Annotated in this window: 9 protein-coding genes, 1 tRNA gene and 2 rRNA genes; 1 reads left to right on the forward strand and 11 read right to left on the reverse strand. The window is 67.7% G+C overall.

Annotated elements, in window-relative coordinates:
• Positions 1-15: 15 nt before the first annotated feature.
• The 7 genes from CPH93_RS08600 to CPH93_RS08630 all read right to left on the reverse strand — a co-directional run bounded on the left by CPH93_RS08600 (position 16) and on the right by CPH93_RS08630 (position 13,134).
• A complete protein-coding gene (locus CPH93_RS08600; RefSeq protein ID WP_093485459.1) occupies positions 16-552 on the reverse strand; it encodes a CinA family protein in 537 nt (178 codons plus the stop codon).
• Complete coding sequence (pgsA, locus tag CPH93_RS08605) at positions 549-1,208, reverse strand: CDP-diacylglycerol--glycerol-3-phosphate 3-phosphatidyltransferase (protein WP_093485458.1); 660 nt, start codon at positions 1,206-1,208, stop codon at positions 549-551. The genes CPH93_RS08600 and pgsA overlap by 4 nt, the downstream gene beginning before the upstream one ends.
• Positions 1,205-2,689 carry a 30S ribosomal protein S12 methylthiotransferase RimO gene (gene rimO, locus CPH93_RS08610; protein WP_096212473.1) on the reverse strand — a complete coding sequence of 495 codons (1,485 nt, stop codon included), beginning with the start codon at positions 2,687-2,689 and terminating at the stop codon, positions 1,205-1,207. The genes pgsA and rimO overlap by 4 nt, the downstream gene beginning before the upstream one ends.
• Positions 2,690-2,792: 103 nt before the next feature.
• The gene (locus CPH93_RS08615; protein ID WP_093485456.1) at positions 2,793-3,602 is read right to left on the reverse strand and encodes a helix-turn-helix domain-containing protein; all 810 of its coding nucleotides are present in this window, start codon (positions 3,600-3,602) and stop codon (positions 2,793-2,795) included.
• A gap of 224 nt (positions 3,603-3,826) precedes the next feature.
• Positions 3,827-6,604, reverse strand: a complete 2,778-nt coding sequence (locus CPH93_RS08620; protein ID WP_231977240.1) for a DNA translocase FtsK — start codon at positions 6,602-6,604, stop codon at positions 3,827-3,829.
• A 92-nt stretch (positions 6,605-6,696) separates the two neighbouring features.
• Entirely contained in the window at positions 6,697-7,356 is a 660-nt protein-coding gene (locus CPH93_RS08625) for a response regulator (protein WP_006602731.1), read from the reverse strand.
• 255 nt (positions 7,357-7,611) lie between these two features.
• Entirely contained in the window at positions 7,612-13,134 is a 5,523-nt protein-coding gene (locus CPH93_RS08630) for a HAMP domain-containing protein (RefSeq protein ID WP_096212475.1), read from the reverse strand.
• 431 nt (positions 13,135-13,565) lie between these two features.
• Between CPH93_RS08630 and CPH93_RS08635 the strand changes: the two genes are divergently transcribed.
• The gene (locus tag CPH93_RS08635; RefSeq protein ID WP_093485453.1) at positions 13,566-16,196 is read left to right on the forward strand and encodes a SpoIIE family protein phosphatase; all 2,631 of its coding nucleotides are present in this window, start codon (positions 13,566-13,568) and stop codon (positions 16,194-16,196) included.
• Between the two features lie 211 nt (positions 16,197-16,407).
• Here CPH93_RS08635 and CPH93_RS08640 read toward each other — a convergent pair.
• The 4 genes from CPH93_RS08640 to CPH93_RS08655 form a co-directional block, all read right to left on the reverse strand.
• Positions 16,408-16,483 (reverse strand) — tRNA-Thr (locus CPH93_RS08640).
• Between the two features lie 63 nt (positions 16,484-16,546).
• A complete protein-coding gene (locus CPH93_RS08645; RefSeq protein WP_093485452.1) occupies positions 16,547-17,224 on the reverse strand; it encodes a DegT/DnrJ/EryC1/StrS family aminotransferase in 678 nt (225 codons plus the stop codon).
• Between the two features lie 116 nt (positions 17,225-17,340).
• Positions 17,341-17,457: ribosomal RNA gene (gene rrf / locus CPH93_RS08650) — 5S ribosomal RNA — on the reverse strand.
• 90 nt (positions 17,458-17,547) lie between these two features.
• Positions 17,548-20,669 (reverse strand): 23S ribosomal RNA (locus CPH93_RS08655).
• Positions 20,670-20,892 lie beyond the last annotated feature (223 nt).

Raw genomic sequence — 20,892 nt, forward strand, 5'->3', positions numbered from 1 at the left:
CAAGTACGTGTTCACTCAGGGCTGCAAACATCCATTCCCCCCGTGTTGTTCCGTATCCTGTGCCCGCTTATTTTCTGCAAGTTCGCTCAACAACAGTGCGAGCACGGCCCGGATGGTGTCCTCTCGGATCCGGTCGCGGTCCCCCGCCAGCGCCAGCCGGCGCACCGCCCCGGCACCCTCCGGTCCCCGGACCGCCACGAAAACCGTGCCCACCGGATGTCCGTCCTGCGGATCGGGCCCGGCCACGCCCGTGGTGGCGATCCCCCAGTCGGCGCCCAGCACCCGCCGCACACCGCCCGCCATCTGCCGCGCGACCTCGCCGTCCACGGCCCCGCGCGCGGCCAGCAGGGCAGCGTCCACGCCCAGCAGCTCCTGCTTGAGATCGGTGGCGTATGCCGTGATCGAGCCCCGCAGGACCCGGGAGGCCCCGGGGACGGCGGTCAGGGCGCCCGCCACCAGGCCGCCGGTCAGCGATTCGGCCACCGCCAGGCTCTGTCCCCGTCCGGCGAGCAGCTCCAGCGCCCCGGCCGCGGCAGAACCCGGCCCGTTCACCGGGCCGTGTCCCTCTCGGCCGGGCGGGCCCGCTCGGCCCGCTCGCGGGCCAGTCCGGCCCGGCGCAGCACCACGGCCTGCCGGACGTAGTCGAGCCCGGTGGCGACGGTCAGCAGCACGGCCACCGCCATCACCCACCAGCGGAAGGTCGCCAGCGGACCGGTCAGCACCAGGACGTACATCCCGACCGCGGTGCCCTGCGCCAATGTCTTGATTTTGCCGCCACGACTGGCCGGAATGACCCCATGCTTGATCACCCAGAACCGCATCAGCGTGATCCCGAGCTCCCGGAAGAGGATCACCCCGGTCACCCACCACGGCAGATCACCCAGCACCGACAGACAGATCAGCGCGGCACCCATGATCGCCTTGTCCGCGATCGGGTCGGCGATCTTGCCGAAGTCGGTGACCAGGTTGTACGCGCGCGCCAGATGCCCGTCGAAGATGTCGGTGATCATGGCGACGGCGAAGGCGGCCCAGGCGAAGACGCGCCAGACGGGATCGGTGCCGTTGTCGTGCATCAGCAGCACCACGAAGGCCGGGACCAGCACCAGCCGCAGCATCGTCAGGACATTGGCGATGTTCCACAGCCCGGCCTGCCGGACGACCGGCGCCGGGCGCGGGCCACCCGCTGCGGAAGCCGGGATCCCGCTCATCTGGCCGCCTCCTCGGTACACCCCGCGCCCTCCACCGACAGCACCTCCGCGACGAGGTCGACCCCCTCGCTCGCCACCACCTTTGCTTCGACCATACGACCGGGCTCCAGCTCCTGGTCGGTCGACAGCAGGGTGACGCCGTCGGTCTCCGGCGCCTGGTGCGCGGCCCGCCCGACGATGCCGTCCTCGTCGTCGGTCCGGTCGACCAGCACCCGCACCGTCTCGCCGACCCGCTCCTCGGCACGCTGCGCCGTCAGCTCCTCGGCCAGCCGCGACACCCGCGCCAGCCGCTCGGCGACCACGTCCGGGGCGACCTTGTCCTCGTACGAGGCGGCCTCGGTGCCGTCCTCGTCGGAGTAGCCGAAGACACCGATGGCATCGAGCCGGGCCTCGGTGATGAAGCGCTCCAGCTCCGCGAGGTCGCTCTCGCTCTCCCCGGGGAAGCCGACGATGAAGTTGGAGCGGGCGCCGGCCTGCGGCGCCTTCGTACGGATCGTCTCCAGCAGCTCCAGGAAGCTGTCGGTACCGCCGAAGCGCCGCATCGCGCGCAGCACGCCGGGCGCCGAGTGCTGGAAGGACAGATCGAAGTAGGGCGCCACCTTGTCGGTGCCGGTCAGCACGTCGATCAGGCCGGGCCGCATCTCGGCCGGCTGGAGGTAGCTGACCCGGATCCGCTCGATGCCGTCGACGGCCGCCAGCTCCGGCAGCAGCGTCTCCAGCAGGCGGATGTCGCCGAGGTCCTTGCCGTAGGACGTGTTGTTCTCGGAGACCAGCATGATCTCCTTGACGCCCTGACCGGCCAGCCAGCGCGTCTCTCCGAGCACGTCGGAGGGCCGGCGGGAGATGAAGGAGCCGCGGAAGGACGGGATCGCGCAGAACGAGCAGCGCCGGTCGCAGCCGGACGCCAGCTTCACCGAGGCCACCGGGCTGCTGCCGAGCCGGCGGCGCAGCGGCGCCCGCGGTCCGGAGGCCGGTGCGACGCCCTCCGGCAGGTCCTCGGGCGGAGTGTCTTGCGCGTGGCCGGGCAGCGCGACGTCGGCGGCGTCCTGCCGCTCGGCCGGGCTGATCGGCAGCAGCTTGCGGCGGTCGCGCGGGGTGTGCGAGGCGTGGATGCCGCCGCTCAGGATGGTCTGCAGACGGCCGGAGATATCGCCGTAGTCGTCGAAGCCGAGCACGCCGTCGGCCTCCGGCAGCGCCTCGGCGAGCTCCTTGCCGTAGCGCTCGGCCATGCAGCCGACCGCCACCACGGCCTGGGTTCTGCCGTGATCCTTCAGATCGTTGGCTTCCAGCAGGGCATCGACGGAGTCCTTCTTGGCGGCCTCGACGAACCCACAGGTGTTGACGACGGCGACATCGGCATCGGCGGCTTCCTCGACGAGCTCCCAGCCGTCCGCTGCCAGGCGGCCTGCGAGCTCCTCCGAGTCCACCTCGTTACGGGCGCAGCCAAGGGTGACAAGGGCGACGGTACGGCGTTCGGGCATGGGGCTCAGCCTACTTCGTCCCGGGTGCCCCCTTGGCGCGCAGGTCTCCGCCGCCGCTCCCGGGTGCCCGGGAGCGGCGGCGGAGGTCGGCTGGGACGGGTGCTCAGCCCGCCTGGGGATCGCCCGGCGTGTAGCTCAGCCGCTCCACGGTGCCCTTGTGGCCGATCTCCTTGACCTCCTTGCCGTTGACGTACAGCTGTACGGCTCCGGCGTTGCCGAGGACCAGGTCGATGCGTTCCTTGTCGGTGATGGTCTTGGACTCGCCCTTCTTGAGCAGGCCGTCCTCCAGGAGCTTGCCGTTGGCGTCCTTGGCGGAGATCCAGCTCTGGCCGTCGCGGGCGGTGACCTTGATCGTGACCTTGTCCTTCGGCAGTCCGGCGACGGCGCTGTCGGACGGCTCGGGGTCGGGCTTGAGGGGCGGCTTGATCGTCGACGGATGGCGGGTGGGTGCGGGCGCCGGCTTGGCATTGTCACCGGCCGCGATCGAGCCGCCGTTGCTCTTGTCACCGCCCGTGAAGAGCGTGAAGCCGGCGAAGCCGACCACGGCGACGATCGCCGCGACCATCGCCGCGGTCCAGTTGGGACGGCGCGGCTCGGAACGGATCCGCTCGGCCTCGAAGAGCGGCGCGGCGGGGGTGGGCGCGGGCCGGCCGCCGTGCTCGGCGTCGAACTGGTCGATCAGCGGGCGGGGGTCGAGGGACACGGCGCGGGCGAGCGCCCGGATGTGCCCCCGGGCGTAGACGTCGCCGCCACAGCGGGAGAAGTCGTCCTGCTCGATCGCCTGCACGAGGGGGATGCGCACCCGTGTCGTCGTACTGACCTCTTCGACGGTCAGTCCCGCTCCGATACGGGCCTTCTGGAGGGCAGCACCGACGGAAGGCCGGTCTGCTTCGGGGGAGTTGCCGATGGACACGGGGGCGCCTTTCGAGCGTGTAGCCACCTGCTGGAAGTTCAGTCTAGGGGTGGAGCGAAAGGGTCGGGCAAGCGGGAGAGCGGAGTTTGTACGCCATCGGAACGCCATCGGCGGTGCCATGGGGCTCGGTGGTGAAGCATCGTTCCCTCATCTCCCTCAACTTGACGTCTTGGCAGGAGAAACGGTTGCCTTCTGCTCCCGGAAGCGTGACCCGGATATCTGTGCTACTGGGTAGCCTCCCCACGGATCACCGCCAGCACTCCGTCCAATTCGTCGGGCTTCACCAGCACGTCGCGCGCCTTGGACCCCTCGCTGGGCCCGACGATGTTCCGCGACTCCATCAGGTCCATCAGCCGCCCGGCCTTGGCGAACCCCACCCGCAGCTTGCGCTGGAGCATCGACGTCGACCCGAATTGGGTGGAAACCACCAGCTCAGCGGCCTGACACAGCAGATCGAGGTCATCGCCGATGTCCTCGTCGATCTCCTTCTTCTTCGCCGTACCGACGGTGACGTCGTCGCGGAAGACGGGCGCCATCTGGTCCTTGCAGTGCTGGACGACGGCCGCGACCTCCTCCTCGGTCACGAACGCGCCCTGCATACGGACCGGCTTGTTGGCACCCATCGGCAGGAACAGCCCGTCGCCCTTGCCGATCAGCTTCTCGGCGCCCGGCTGGTCGAGGATGACCCGGCTGTCGGCGAGCGAGGAGGTGGCGAACGCGAGCCGGGAGGGCACATTGGCCTTGATCAGGCCGGTCACGACGTCGACGGACGGGCGCTGGGTGGCGAGCACCAGATGGATACCGGCCGCGCGGGCGAGCTGGGTGATGCGGACGATCGAGTCCTCCACATCGCGCGGCGCGACCATCATCAGGTCCGCCAGCTCGTCGACGATGACCAGCAGATACGGGTACGGCGCCAGCTCGCGCTCACTGCCCTCGGGCGAGCTGACCTTGCCGCGGCGCACCGCCTCGTTGAAGTCGTCGATGTGCCGGAAGCCGTAGGCCGCGAGATCGTCGTAGCGCAGGTCCATCTCGCGCACCACCCACTGCAGCGCCTCGGCGGCACGCTTCGGGTTGGTGATGATCGGCGTGATCAGATGCGGGATGCCCTCGTACGCGGTCAGCTCGACGCGCTTGGGGTCGACCAGCACCATCCGGACGTCCTCCGGCGTGGCCCGCACCATCACCGAAGTGATCAGGCAGTTGATGCAGGAGGACTTGCCGGAGCCGGTGGCGCCGGCCACCAGGACGTGCGGCATCTTCGTCATGTTGGCCATGACGTAGCCGCCCTCGACGTCCTTGCCGAGCGCCACCAGCATCGGATGCTCATCGCCCGCGGCGTCGGCCAGCCGCAGCACATCGCCGAGGTTGACCATCTCGCGGTCGGTGTTGGGGATCTCGATGCCGACCGCGGACTTGCCGGGGATCGGGCTGATGATGCGGACGTCGGGGCTGGCCACGGCGTAGGCGATGTTCTTGGCCAGCGCGGTGATCTTCTCGACCTTGACGGCCGGGCCGAGCTCGACCTCGTAGCGGGTGACCGTCGGGCCACGGGTGAAGCCGGTGACCGCGGCGTCGACCTTGAACTCCTGGAAGACGGTCGTCAGCGCGGTCACTATGGCGTCGTTCGCGGCGCTGCGGGTCTTGCCGGGGCCGCCGCGCGCGAGCAGGTCCAGCGAGGGCAGCGAGTAGGTGATGTCACCGGCCAGCTGGAGCTGCTCGGCGCGCGCCGGCAGCGCGCCGGACGGCTCGGGCGGGGCCTTGGTGAAGTCCGGGACCGCGGGCGTGTCCTCGGTCGCGGCGGCCTTCGGTGTCGCACCGCGGGCCGGCGGCACCGTCCCGCTCTCCCCCGCGGTGTCCTCGCCGTCCCGGCCGCGGATCTCCCCGGAGACGCTGCTGCTGAGGCCGGCGACGAGCGGTGAGGGCTGGACGCCGTGCAGCACCGCACCGTCCAGCGCCGCGGCGGCCGCGGCGGCGACATCCACCGCGTCCATCGGCCGGTCCTCGGCGGGCTGGGCGGAGGCCCGGCGCGGACGGCGCCGCTTGGCCAGGGCCGCTTCCTCTATGGCGTCCGGGTCGGATGCGGCCGCCGCGGGGGCGCCGCGGCGCGGCCCGCGCGCGGGCTGCTCGCGCCACTCGTCGGCGTAGTCGTCGTACTCCCCGGCCTCGTAGCCGTCCGCCTCGGCGTCCACCGGGTGCACCACGCCCAGCCTGATGCCGAGCGCACGCAGCCGCTGCGGAATGGCGTTCACCGGCGTCGCGGTGACGACCAGCAGCCCGAAGAGGGTCAGCAGCGCCAGCAGCGCCACGGCCAGGGTCTGTCCGACGGTGAAGATCAGCGGCTTGGACGCCACCCACCCGAGATAGCCGCCGGCGTCCTGTATGGCGGCCAGGCCGTCGTCCCGGCCCGGCGATCCGCAGGCCATCGCGACCTGCCCGAGGACGCCGACGACCAGCGCGGACAGCCCGATGACGATCCGGCCGTTGGCCTCCGGCCGCTCGGGGTGCCGGATGAGACGGAGGGCGATGCCGGCGAGCAGTATCGGCACGACCAGATCGAGCCGGCCGAACGCACCGGTCACCAGCAGTTCGACGAGATCGCCGACCGGACCGCTGAGGTTGGACCAGGTCCCGGCCGCGATGACCAGCGCCAGTCCGAGCAGCAGCAGCGCCAGCCCGTCCTTGCGGTGCGCCGGGTCGAGGTTCTTCGCGCCGCGGCCCATCCCGCGGAACATCGCCCCGATGGCGTGCGCGAGGCCCAGCCAGCAGGCACGGGCGAGACGGTAGACACCACCGGTGGGTGACGGCGCCGGTTTGGCGGCGGCCTTCTTGGCGGGCGCCCTTTTGGCCGGTGCCTTCTTCGCGGCGGTCTTCTTCGCCGGCGGCTTCGCGGCCGCCTTCTTCGCAGCGGTCTTCTTGGCGGCGCCCGCGGTCCGTCCGGCGCGCTGCTTCGAGGGGCCCGCCGAGCTCTGGGTTCCCTTGCCGGACGTACGTGAGGCCATGGCGACGAGATTACAGGCGAACACGGGCATGATACGAGCGCACGGCGCTTCACCCGAACGTGTCGCGCGCCCGTCTCATGAAGGGGCGTCAATCACCCCGCGACGCTGCCCGCCCCCGGCTCCAGGGCGTCCAGCGCCCTGCGCAGACCGGTCAGTTTGCGCTCCAGATGCGCCGCGGTGGCCACCGCCGCCGCGTCCGCCGTCTCGTCCAGCTGCTTGGACAGCGCCTCGGCCTGTTCCTCGACCGCGGCCAGCCGCGCGGAGAGCTCCGCGAGCAGCCCCGCCGACTCCTTCGCCTCGTCGGCGCTCGGCCGGCCGCCCTCCAGCTGCAGCCTCAGCAGGGAGGCCTGCTCCCGCAGTTGGCAGTTCTTCATGTAGAGCTCGACGAAGACCGAGACCTTGGCGCGCAGCACCCACGGGTCGAACGGCTTGGAGATGTAGTCCACCGCGCCTGCCGCGTAGCCGCGGAAGGTGTGGTGCGGGCCGTGGTTGATGGCCGTGAGGAAGATGATCGGGATGTCGCGGGTGCGCTCCCGCCGCTTGATGTGTGCGGCGGTCTCGAAACCGTCCATCCCCGGCATCTGCACATCGAGCAGAATCACCGCGAAATCGTCCGTGAGCAGTGCTTTGAGCGCTTCCTCCCCGGACGATGCCCGCACCAGTGTCTGATCGAGCGCAGAGAGGATCGCCTCCAGCGCCAGCAGATTCTCCGGCCGGTCATCGACCAGGAGGATCTTGGCCTTCTGCACCATGGCCCGTCCTCCTCGCCCCGGCATGGAACCGGACGCCGCCCCAGGGGACGACTCCGTCATGCCGCCCGTCCTTGTGCCGGTCATGGTAGCTGCACCCCGTCTGTCGCCACACCCTGTCACCGCGATGTCACTGTGCACATAGCAGAAACGCAGACAGGGACCAGAAGGTTCCCCGAATCCCAGGCTTCCACACGTCCACGGCAACACTGAGTCAGCACGCGATGATCCTCTTTCGCCTCCATACTGGACGCTCCGTCACTCCGCGCGCATCCATTGCTCCATGACCGACAACAGATGATCGGTATCCACCGGCTTGGTCACATAGTCGGAGGCCCCGGAGTCGATGCTCTTCTCCCGGTCGCCCTTCATCGCCTTCGCGGTCAGCGCGATGATGGGAAGCCCGGCGAACTGCGGCATCCGGCGGATCGCCGCCGTGGTCGCATAACCATCCATCTCCGGCATCATGATGTCCATCAGGACCAGGACGATGTCGTCGTGCTGCTCCAGCACCTCGATGCCCTCGCGCCCGTTCTCCGCGTACAGCACCGAAAGACCGTGCTGCTCCAGGACGCTGGTGAGCGCGAAGACGTTGCGGATGTCGTCGTCGACGATCAGCACCTTCTCGCCGTGGAAGCCGCCCTGGAAGGCCGGGTCCACCAGGTCCTGGCCGTTGCCGAGCCAGGGCTCCTCGGCCGGCTGCGGTGCGGCGGGCTGTGGCGGCGCCGGAGGCGCCACCGGCGCCGGCGGAGCCGGTGCCGGAGTCGCCGGGCGGCCCGGCAGCTCGAAGCGGCGCTGGGGGCCCGAAACGGCCCGGCGGCGGCGCCGGTTGAGGCTGCCGCCGGAGCCCTGCTCGAACTCCTGCTGCTCCTCGGCCTCCTGCCGTCCGACCTCCGTCTCGCGCGCCTCCGCGTCCATCGCGATCCCGCCGGCCACCAGCTGCGGGTAGCCCTGCGGCGGCAGCCCGCCGGGGTTGTGCGGCAGGTAGAGCGTGAAGGTGGAACCGCGGTTGGGCTCGCTCGCGGCATGGATCTCGCCGCCCAGCAGCCGGGCGATCTCCCGGCTGATGGACAGGCCCAGGCCCGTACCGCCGTACTTGCGGCTGGTCGTTCCGTCGGCCTGTTTGAACGCCTCGAAGATGACCCGCATCTTGCTGGATGCGATACCGATGCCGGTGTCGGTTACCGAGAAGGCGATCATGTCCGCATCCGGATCGCGCAGCGAACCGTGCTCCAGCAGCTGTTCCCTGATGGCCACCGGGACGTCCGCCCCGGCCGGCCGGATCACCAGCTCGACGGCGCCGCTGTCGGTGAACTTCACCGCGTTGGACAGCAGATTGCGCAGCACCTGCAGCAGCCGCTGCTCGTCGGTGTGCAGCGTGGCCGGCAGCTCCGGGGAGACCCGTACGGAGAAGTCGAGCCCCTTCTCGGCGGTCAGCGGCCGGAACGTGGCCTCCACGTAGTCGACGAGCTGGACCAGCGCGATCCGCGTCGGGCTGACGTCCATCTTGCCGGCCTCGACCTTGGACAGGTCCAGGATGTCGTTGATCAGCTGGAGCAGGTCGCTGCCGGCGCCATGGATGGTTTCGGCGAATTCGACCTGCTTGGGGGAGAGATTCCCCTCGGCGTTGTCGGCCAGCAACTTGGCCAGAATCAGCAGGGAGTTCAGCGGCGTCCGCAGCTCGTGCGACATGTTCGCCAGGAACTCCGACTTGTAGCGCATCGAGACCGCCAGCTGCTCGGCGCGCTCCTCCAGGACCTGCCGGGCCTCCTCGATCTCGGTGTTCTTCACCTCGATGTCGCGGTTCTGCGCCCGCAGCTGCTCGGCCTTCTCCTCCAGCTCGGAGTTGGACAGCTCCAGCGCCTTCTGCCGGCTCTCCAGCTCACCCGACCGCTCCTTGAGCTGCTCGGTCAGCTCCTGCGACTGCTTGAGCAGCACCTCGGTCTTGGTGTTTACCGAGATGGTGTTGACGCTGGTCGCGATCATCTCGGCGATCTGGCTGAGGAAGTCCTTCTGGATCTGCGTGAACGGCTGGAAGGACGCCAGCTCGATCACGCCGAGCACCTTGTCCTCGAACAGCACCGGCAGCACGATCACATTGGCCGGCGGCGCCTCGCCCAGCCCGGAGGCGATCTTGAGATAGCCGGACGGGACGTTCTCCACCAGGATGGTGCGCCCCTCCTCCGCGGCCGTGCCGATCAGTGTCTCGCCGGGCTTGAAGGTCGTCGGCATCCCGCCCATGGCATAGCCGTACGAGCCCATCAGCCGCAGCTCGTACGCCCCGGCCTCGCCGCCGTCCGCGCCGATCTCCTGGCTGTCCGGCTGCGCCGCGAGGAAGAACGCGCCGTGCTGCGCGGAGACCGCGGGCGAGAGCTCGCTCATGATGAGCGTGGCGACGTCCTTGAGGTCGCGCCGGCCCTGCATCAGACCGGAGATCCGCGCCAGGTTGCCCTTGAGCCAGTCCTGTTCCTCGTTGGCGAGGGTGGTCTCACGGAGCGTGGAGATCATGGTGTTGACGTTGTCCTGGAGTTCCAGGATCTCGCCGGCCGCGTCCACGTCGATGCGGACGTTGTGATCGCCGAGGGTGACCGCCGCGGCGACCGCGGCGATGGCACGCACCTGACGGGTGAGGTTGCCGGCCATCTCGTTCACCGACTCGGTCAGGTCCCGCCAGGTGCCGGCCACGCCCCGCACCTGCGCCTGACCGCCCAGCTGGCCTTCCGTGCCCACCTCGCGGGCCACTCTGGTGACCTGCTCCGCAAAGGACGACAGCTGGTCGACCATGGTGTTGATGGTGGTCTTCAGCGCGAGGATCTCGCCCCGCGCATCGATGTCGATCTTCTTGGTCAGATCGCCCTTGGCGATGGCGGTGGTGACCATGGCGATGTTGCGGACCTGGCCGGTCAGGTTGTTGGCCATCGAGTTCACGGACTCGGTGAGGTCCTTCCACGTACCGGCGACGCCGGGGACGCGGGCCTGGCCGCCCAGGATGCCGTCGGTGCCCACCTCACGGGCCACGCGCGTGACCTCGTCGGCGAACGACGACAGCGTCGTGACCATCGTGTTGACCGTGTCGGCGAGCTGCGCGACCTCGCCGCGCGCCTCGACCGTGACCTTCTTGGTCAGGTCTCCGTTGGCGACCGCCGCCGAGACCTGGGAGATGTTGCGCACCTGGATGGTCAGGTTGTTGGCCATCAGGTTCACGTTGTCGCTGAGGTCCAGCCAGATACCGGTCGCGCCCGGCACCCGCGCCTGACCGCCCAACTGGCCCTCGGTGCCCACCTCACGGGCCACCCGGGTCACCTGCTCGGCGAACGACGACAGCTGGTCGACCATCGTGTTGACGGTCGTGACCAGTTCGAGGATCTCGCCCTTGGCATCGACGGTGATCTTCTTGGACAGGTCACCGCGAGCCACCGCGGTGGTCACCTCGGCGATGTTGCGCACCTGCGAAGTCAGGTTGTTCGCCATGAAGTTGACGGACTGGGTGAGGTCCTTCCACGTACCGCTGACGCCCTGCACCTCTGCCTGGCCGCCCAGGATGCCCTCGGTGCCCACCTCGCGGGCGACCCGGGTGACCTGCTCCGCGAACGAGGAGAGCTGGTCGACCATCGTGTTCAGGGTGTTCTTCAGCTCCAGGATCTCGCCCCGGGCATCCACGTCGATCTTCTGCGACAGGTCACCGCGCGCCACCGCCGTGGCGACCTGAGCGATATTGCGGACCTGGGCCGTCAGGTTGCCGGCCATGCCGTTCACGGAGTCGGTCAGATCGCGCCAGACGCCCGCGACGCCCGGCACCTGCGCCTGACCGCCCAGCCTGCCGTCCGTACCGACCTCCCGGGCGACCCGGGTGACCTGCTCGGCGAAGGCGGAGAGCTGGTCGACCATGGTGTTGATGGTGTTCTTCAGCTCCAGGATCTCGCCGCGCGCGTCCACGTCGATCTTCTGGGACAGGTCACCACGCGCGACCGCCGTCGTCACCTGGGCGATCTGCCGCACCTGCGACGTCAGGTTCCCCGCCATGAAGTTGACGGAGTCGGTCAACTCCTTCCAGGTGCCGCTGACGCCGTCCACCCGGGCCTGGCCGCCCAGCCGGCCCTCGGTGCCCACGTCCCGGGCCATCCGCGTGACCTGGTCGGCGAACGAGGACAGCTGGTCCACCATGGTGTTCACGGTGTTCTTCAGCTGGAGCATCTCGCCGGAGACGTCGACGGTGACCTTCTGCGACAGGTCGCCGTTGGCCACCGCGGTCGTCACCTGGGCGATGTTGCGCACCTGCCCGGTCAGGTTGCGGAAGGCGGTGTTGACGGAGTCCGTCAGGTCCTTCCACGTCCCCGCCGCGCCCGGGACCGCCGCCTGGCCGCCCAGCTCGCCCTCGACGCCGATCTCCCGTGCCACGCGCGTCACTTCGGCACCGAACGAGGAGAGCTGACCCACCATCGTATTGACGGTGTTCTTCAACTCCAGCATTTCACCGGCCACATCGACGGTGACCGTCTGGGACAGGTCACCGTTGGCGACCGCCGTCGTCACCTGGGCGATGTCCCGCACCTGCGCGGTGAGGTTGCGGAAGGCGGTGTTGACGGAGTCGGTGAGGTCCTTCCACGTGCCCGCCGCGCCCGGCACCTGCGCCTGGCCACCGAGCTGGCCCTCCGCGCCGACCTCGTTCGCCACCCGCGTCACTTCGTCCGCGAAGGTCCGCAGCGTCTCGGTCATGGTGTTGATGGTGTCGGCCAGCTGCGCGACCTCACCGCGTGCACTGACCGTGACCTTCTGCGACAGATCGCCGTTCGCGACGGCGGTGGTGACCTGGGCGATCCCGCGCACCTGCGCGGTGAGGTTGCCGGCCATGAGATTGACCGAATCCGTCAGGTCCTTCCACACCCCGGCGACCCCGGGGACCTGCGCCTGACCACCGAGTTCGCCCTCGGTGCCCACCTCGCGGGCGACGCGCGTCACCTCGGAGGCGAAGGAGGAGAGCTGGTCGACCATCGTGTTGACGGTGTTCTTCAGCTCCAGCATCTCGCCGGCGACATGCACGGTCACCTTGCGCGACAGATCACCCTTGGCCACCGCGGTGGTGACGAGAGCAATGTCACGTACCTGCGCCGTCAGCCGGGACGCCATGGTGTTGACGGATTCCGTGAGGTCCTTCCACGAACCCGACATTCCGCGCACCCGGGCCTGACCGCCGAGCTTGCCCTCCGTACCGACCTCACTGGCCACTCTCGTGACCTCGTCGGTGAACGCGGAGAGCTGGTCCACCAGCCCGTTGACCGTGCGGCCGACCTTCAGGAATTCACCGCGAAGAGGATGCTCCGAAGAGCTGTCCGAACTGCGCGAGCGCAGATCCATCCGCTGTTCCAGGTCGCCCTCGGACACCGCCGAAAGCACCCGTCCCACCTCGGAGACGGGCCGTACGAGGTCGTCGACCAGGGCATTCGAGGCGTCGATGGCCGCCGCCCAGGAGCCCTCGGCGGCGCCGACCTCCAGCCGTTCCGTGAGCTTTCCCTCACGTCCGACGACCCGGCGCACCCGCGCCAGCTCGCCCGTGAGGTGCAGATTGCGGTCCGCAACCTCGTTGAAGACCGCCGCGATCTCCGACATGACACCGTCGCCGGAAACCGTGAGCCGCTTGCGGAAGTTCCCGTCCCGCATGGCGACGAGCGCGACCAACAGCCGATTCAGCGCAGCCGTATCCACCTCGGTCGTCCCGTTGCTCCGGGATCGTCCGCCTTTCGCGCGCGTGCTTGCGCCCCGCGCCGCTGCGCCAGACTCCACCGTGTCCCTCCCGCAGGGTCGACCGTTCTACCCGGGCTTTCTCTTGATACGTGCCCAGTGTTTCACCATGGCCCACCGGAGCCATAGGGAGTCGAAACGTAACCACACCGCCGACGTCTCGTTAAAGCCGACGGGCAGGGCTTGCCCCTCGTCACGCCGCACGGCACGGCGAGAATCCCCATTCGGGGAGGAGTCACAACAGTTCGGCAGCATCCGCGCACCGGGTGTCCTTCATTGCCGACCATGACTGGGCGGTCATGCACATTCCTCACGGGGGGATGAGCATGACCGCCGCAGTGCATCTGCTCCCAGAAAGCACGCCTTCGTTCCCACCTCCCGACCGGACCGTCTAGCCTTGCCTCTTGCGCATCGACACCACGAGAAGCGGGCACAGGACTCTGGGGAGCGACGGAAGACCAATGGGGAGTGCTGTGATCACCGCGCGGGCCGCCGCCACATTCGAACCGGTCGGGCGCTCGGTCGCCACTGCCCGTGCATTCGTCCGCGACACCCTCCAGGGCTGGGGCTGCGCCGACATCGTCGACGACGCCGTCGTCCTGACCAGCGAGCTGGTCACCAATGCCGTGGTGCACGCCGGCACCGCCGCCGACGTGCTGTGTCTGCGCAATGACGCAGGGGTACGGGTCTCCGTCGCCGACCGCTACCCCGAGCGCGAGATCCCGCTCCAGAACGCCGGCCAGATCGTCGTCCACCCGGACCGCGAGGGCGGCCGCGGCCTGCTGCTGTGCGGCGCGCTGGCCGCCCGCTGGGGCGTCGAGTACACCGCCGCCCAAAAACACGTGTGGTTCCAGCTCGACCTCCCCGAGCGCCCCGCCGGCACCCGCTCCGCCGGCCCGGCCCTGCCGGTGGACGCCCTCCCGGTCGCCGAGACCCGCGTCCGCGTCGCGGTGATCCAGATCGACCGCGGCGGCTGCATCAGCTTCTGGAACGAGGACGCCCAGGACCTCTTCGCCTACGACCCCGAGCAGGTCATCGGCAAACCGCTCACCGACTTCGCCGCCTGGCCGCACACCCCCGGCACCGGCACCGGCATCGTCGAGGCACTCCAGCTCTCCCGCTGGGAGGGCTCCTACGGCATAAGGGGCGCCGACGGCCGGGTCGTCCCCGTCTACGCCTCCCACCTGCGCGTCCGCGACGCCGACGGCGAGGCCTCCACGGTCTGCCTCCTGGTGCGCGACCACGAGCGCGCCATCCTGCAGAGCCCCCAGCGCACCCCCGCGCCGGACTCCGCCACCCAGGCCGCCCAGGCGGAGGGACGCCCCTCCGACCCCTTCGAGGTCTTCATCGGCTCCCCGGCCCCCGACGACCTCGACGGCTTGCTCCAGCGCACCGTCGAGCGCGCCCGCGACATGCTCGACGGCGACGCCGCCTACCTCCTCCTGGCCACCGACGACGAGACCGAGCTGGAGGTGCGCGCCTCCACGGGCCTGCCCTCCGCCCGCCAGCGGTTCGCCCGCGTCCCCGTGGAAGCCGGATCCGGACGCTACGGCTCCGCCCGGATGCCCGCCGTCCACGAGGACCTCACCGCCGTCCCCGGCGCCGTACCCCTCCTCAGCGGCACGGGCATGCGCTCGGTCGTCACCGTCCCGCTGAAGGTCGAGGGGCGGCTCACCGGCTCCCTGGGCGTCGCCGCGGAGGGCGCCGGCCGGTACACCAACGAAGAGGCCCTACGGCTCCAGTTCGCCGCCGACCGCATCGCCCTCGCCGTCGAACGCGCCCGCCTGACCGAGCTGGAAAAGCTGCGCCGCGGCTCCCTCTCCTTCCTCGTCGAGGCCTCCGACCTGCTGGCCGGCACCCTCGACCGCGACCAGACGCTGGCCCTGATGGCCCAGATGACCGTCCCCACCCTCGCCACCTGGTGCGCCGTCTACACCGTCGCCGACCAGACCTCCGAGCCCGAGCTGTCCTACGTCCTGCACGAGGACGAGGACCGCATCGACGGCCTCAAGACCCTGCTGATGAAGGTCGACCCGCCCGAGCCGGTCCCCACCCCCGGGGCCCGCGTCTGGAGCGCCCCCAGCGACGCCGCCCACGACGCCGCGCTGCGGACCTCGATGCGCAGCCTGGGCCTGGGCAACTCCGCCCGCCCCTCCACGGGCCCCGGCGCCACCCTCGCCACCGCCTCCGCCGTCGGCGGGGAGACCGTCGTGCTGCCGCTCGTCGCCCGCAACCGCGTCATCGGCATGCTCACCCTCGGCAAGCCCACCGAGGAGCACTTCCGCCAGGAGATCCTCGAACTCGCCGAGGACCTCTCCCGCCGGGCCGCCCTCGCCCTGGACAACGCCCGGCTCTACTCCGAGCGCACGGCCATCAGCCAGTCCCTCCAGCGCAGCCTGCTGCCCCCGGAGCTGCCCGATATCGCCGGCGTGGAGGTCGAGGTCATCTACCGCGCGGCCGGCGAGGGCAACGAGGTCGGCGGCGACTTCTACGACCTCTTCCCGATCCGCGACGGTGCCTACGGCTTCGCCATCGGCGACGTCTGCGGCACGGGCCCGGAGGCGGCAGCCGTCACGGGCCTCGCCCGCCACGCCCTCCGGCTCCTCGCCCGCGAGGGGTTCGGCGGCCCCGCCGTCCTGGAGCGGCTGAACACCGCCATCCTCGACGAGGGCGCCCGCAGCCGCTTTCTGACGCTCCTTTACGGCGAACTCTGGCCGCAGGACGACGGCAGCGCCCTGCTCAAGGTCGTCTGCGCCGGCCATCCCCTGCCGCTCCGGCTGCGCCAGGACGGCTCGGTGGAACCGGCCGCCGAACCCCAGCCCCTGCTGGGCGTCATGGACGACCTCGAACTCTACGAACAGACCGTCACCCTCGACCCCGGCGACGTCCTGCTGTGCGTCACCGACGGCGTGACCGAACGCCGCGAGGGCACCCGCATGCTCGGCGACGACGGCCTCACCGACGTCCTGACCAGTTGTACGGGCCTGACGGCCGGCGCCGTCGCCGCCCGCGTGCTGCGCGCCGTGGAACGCTTCGCCGCCGAGCCCGCCTCCGACGACATGGCCATCCTCGCCATGCGCGTCCCCCAACTCCAGGCGGGCTGACCACACCGGGACAGCGGCCGCGCGGGCCGGCAACACCACCCGCCACCCGCCGGCCGCCCAAGGAACAGCGCCCAAGGCCGACTTGACCGCCACGCGCTCACGGCTCGGCCTATCCGGCACACACCGAATCCCCGCACCACCAACACGCACCACACCACACCGCGTCCGAATACGACTAAGGCCCCCGCCATTTGGCGGGGGCCTCGTCCTCTGGAGCCCCAATACGGAATCGAACCGTAGACCTTCTCCTTACCATGGAGACGCTCTGCCGACTGAGCTATTGGGGCGCGGCAACAGAAAAGATATTACCCCAACTCCGCGACAGATTCGAACCGTCCACCGCCACTCGCCTAAAAGGCCGGCTGCAGCAATCCACCCAGCGCATTGCAGGCGCTCACCATCTTGTGCAGCTCCCGCCGCGTCATCCCCGGATGCACCGGAAGCGCCAGCGTCTCGTCCACCGCCCGCTCGGTCTGCGGCAGAAACACGTCCCGCCGCAGCCCCGGCATCCGGTACACCGGAGCCAGTACGGGCACCTTGCAGCCCACACCCTTGGCCCGCAACGCCCGCGCGAAGGCATCCCGGTCCGGCCGCCCGTTGCCCGGCACCCGCACCACATACTGCTCGTACGTGTGCCCCGCCGCCGGCGTCGGCGTCCAGACCCCACGCAGCCTGCCGTCCAGGTACGAGGCCTGCACCCGACGCTGCTCCACGCCGTCCGCACGGGCCCCGGGCTCATCGTCCACCAGCACCAACAGGCCGTGACGCTGCCCCACTTCACGGATCCAGCCGGCGTCCGCCTGCCGCCCGAACCGGTTGATCGCCACGACGGCGACGGTCCGCCCGGTCACCACGTCCGCCACTGCGGCCGGGTCGAGGCAGTAGCTGTCGCCGTCCACGTCGGCGAAGACCGGTACCGCGCCCAACTCCACCACGGCCCGGGCCACTTCTGCGTTCCCGTAGGCCGGCACCACGACCTCGTCACCAGCACGTACGCCGGCCGACTTGAGCGTTCCCACTGTCCGCATAGAACGGATCCTGGTCAGCTGAGATGAACGTCGAGTTACGCTCATCACCCGAACATCAGAACAAAAAAGCTCCGGTCCCTGAACCACGAAGGTTCAGGGACCGGAGCTGAATGATTGTTCGGCGGCATCCTACTCTCCCACAGGGTCCCCCCTGCAGTACCATCGGCGCTGAAAGGCTTAGCTTCCGGGTTCGGAATGTAACCGGGCGTTTCCCTAACGCTATGACCACCGAAACACTATGAAGATGACAACCCGGCGCACTGCATCTAATTAAATACAGTCAGGTCGTTACTTCAGAACCTACACAGTGGACGCGAGCAACTGAGGACAAGCCCTCGGCCTATTAGTACCAGTCAACTCCACACCTTACGGCGCTTCCATATCTGGCCTATCAACCCAGTCGTCTACTGGGAGCCTTAACCCCTCAAGGGGGAGGGAGCCCTCATCTCGAAGCAGGCTTCCCGCTTAGATGCTTTCAGCGGTTATCCTTTCCGAACGTAGCCAACCAGCCATGCCCTTGGCAGGACAACTGGCACACCAGAGGTTCGTCCGTCCCGGTCCTCTCGTACTAGGGACAGCCCTTCTCAAGACTCCTACGCGCACAGCGGATAGGGACCGAACTGTCTCACGACGTTCTAAACCCAGCTCGCGTACCGCTTTAATGGGCGAACAGCCCAACCCTTGGGACCGACTCCAGCCCCAGGATGCGACGAGCCGACATCGAGGTGCCAAACCATCCCGTCGATATGGACTCTTGGGGAAGATCAGCCTGTTATCCCCGGGGTACCTTTTATCCGTTGAGCGACGGCGCTTCCACAAGCCACCGCCGGATCACTAGTCCCTACTTTCGTACCTGCTCGACCCGTCAGTCTCACAGTCAAGCTCCCTTGTGCACTTACACTCAACACCTGATTGCCAACCAGGCTGAGGGAACCTTTGGGCGCCTCCGTTACTCTTTAGGAGGCAACCGCCCCAGTTAAACTACCCACCAGACACTGTCCCTGATCCGGATCACGGACCCAGGTTAGACATCCAGCACGACCAGAGTGGTATTTCAACAATGACTCCACAACCACTGGCGTGGCCGCTTCAAAGTCTCCCACCTATCCTACACAAGCCGAACCGAACACCAATATCAAGCTATAGTAAAGGTCCCGGGGTCTTTCCGTCCTGCTGCGCGAAACGAGCATCTTTACTCGTAATGCAATTTCACCGGGCCTATGGTTGAGACAGTCGAGAAGTCGTTACGCCATTCGTGCAGGTCGGAACTTACCCGACAAGGAATTTCGCTACCTTAGGATGGTTATAGTTACCACCGCCGTTTACTGGCGCTTAAGTTCTCAGCTTCGCCGACCCGAAGGTCGACTAACCGGTCCCCTTAACGTTCCAGCACCGGGCAGGCGTCAGTCCGTATACATCGCCTTACGGCTTCGCACGGACCTGTGTTTTTAGTAAACAGTCGCTTCTCGCTGGTCTCTGCGGCCACCCCCAGCTCAGAGAGCAAGTCTCATCACCGGAAATGGCCCCCCTTCTCCCGAAGTTACGGGGGCATTTTGCCGAGTTCCTTAACCATAGTTCACCCGAACGCCTCGGTATTCTCTACCTGACCACCTGAGTCGGTTTAGGGTACGGGCCGCCATGAAACTCGCTAGAGGCTTTTCTCGACAGCATAGGATCATCCACTTCACCACAATCGGCTCGGCATCAGGTCTCAGGCTTCATGCTGTCCGGATTTACCTGGACAGCGCCCTACACCCTTACCCCGGGACAACCACCGCCCGGGCTGGACTACCTTCCTGCGTCACCCCATCGCTTACCTACTACCACCTTGGATCGGCGGCTCCACCACGTCCCTTTGTCCGAAGACTCCAGGCCGGCTTCACGGCCTTAGCATTAATGGATTCGATACTGGGCGTTTCAAAGCGGGTACCGGAATATCAACCGGTTGTCCATCGACTACGCCTGTCGGCCTCGCCTTAGGTCCCGACTTACCCTGGGCAGATCAGCTTGACCCAGGAACCCTTAGTCAATCGGCGCACACGTTTCCCACGTGTGTATCGCTACTCATGCCTGCATTCTCACTCGTGAACCGTCCACAACTCGTTTCCACGGCTGCTTCACCCGGCACACGACGCTCCCCTACCCATCACAGCCTCCGTTGGGAGTATTACTGCAATGACACGACTTCGGCGGTGTGCTTGAGCCCCGCTACATTGTCGGCGCGGAATCACTTGACCAGTGAGCTATTACGCACTCTTTCAAGGGTGGCTGCTTCTAAGCCAACCTCCTGGTTGTCTCTGCGACTCCACATCCTTTCCCACTTAGCACACGCTTAGGGGCCTTAGTCGATGCTCTGGGCTGTTTCCCTCTCGACCATGGAGCTTATCCCCCACAGTCTCACTGCCGCGCTCTCACTTACCGGCATTCGGAGTTTGGCTAAGGTCAGTAACCCGGTAGGGCCCATCGCCTATCCAGTGCTCTACCTCCGGCAAGAAACACACGACGCTGCACCTAAATGCATTTCGGGGAGAACCAGCTATCACGGAGTTTGATTGGCCTTTCACCCCTAACCACAGGTCATCCCCCAGGTTTTCAACCCTGGTGGGTTCGGTCCTCCACGAAGTCTTACCTCCGCTTCAACCTGCCCATGGCTAGATCACTCCGCTTCGGGTCTTGGGCACGCTACTCAACGCCCTATTCGGACTCGCTTTCGCTACGGCTTCCCCACACGGGTTAACCTCGCAACATACCGCAAACTCGCAGGCTCATTCTTCAAAAGGCACGCAGTCACGACACAAGGAACAAGTTCCTTGTGCGACGCTCCCACGGCTTGTAGGCACACGGTTTCAGGTACTATTTCACTCCGCTCCCGCGGTACTTTTCACCATTCCCTCACGGTACTATCCGCTATCGGTCACCAGGGAATATTTAGGCTTAACGGGTGGTCCCGCCAGATTCACACGGGATTTCTCGGGCCCCGTGCTACTTGGGTGTCTCTCAAACGAGCCGCTAATGTTTCAGCTACGGGGGTCTTACCCTCTACGCCGGACCTTTCGCATGTCCTTCGCCTACATCAACGGTTTCTGACTCGTCTCACAGCCGGCAGACTGTGAAAGAGAGATCCCACAACCCCAACCACGCAACCCCTGCCGGGTATCACACGTGACTGGTTTGGCCTCATCCGGTTTCGCTCGCCACTACTCCCGGAATCACGGTTGTTTTCTCTTCCTGCGGGTACTGAGATGTTTCACTTCCCCGCGTTCCCTCCACACTGCCTATGTGTTCAGCAGCGGGTGACAGCCCATGACGACTGCCGGGTTTCCCCATTCGGACACCCCCGGATCAAAGCTTGGTTGACAGCTCCCCGGGGCCTATCGTGGCCTCCCACGTCCTTCATCGGTTCCTGGTGCCAAGGCATCCACCGTGCGCCCTTAAAAACTTGGCCACAGATGCTCGCGTCCACTGTGCAGTTCTCAAGCAACGACCAGCCACCCGTCACAACCCACCGAAGCGGATCTTTACCGGGGCCGGCATCGCGAAGGGCGAGCAACGCTCGCACCCTCAGATACCCAACAGCGTGCCCGGCCCACCCGATCCATCACCACGTTCCACGCCGAAGCAGTACTAGTGACAACCAATCAAGTGCGCCGAATAGTCAACGTTCCACC

Origin of the sequence: Streptomyces sp. 2323.1 (assembly GCF_900221035.1) — a bacterium.
Lineage (GTDB): Bacteria > Actinomycetota > Actinomycetes > Streptomycetales > Streptomycetaceae > Streptomyces > Streptomyces sioyaensis.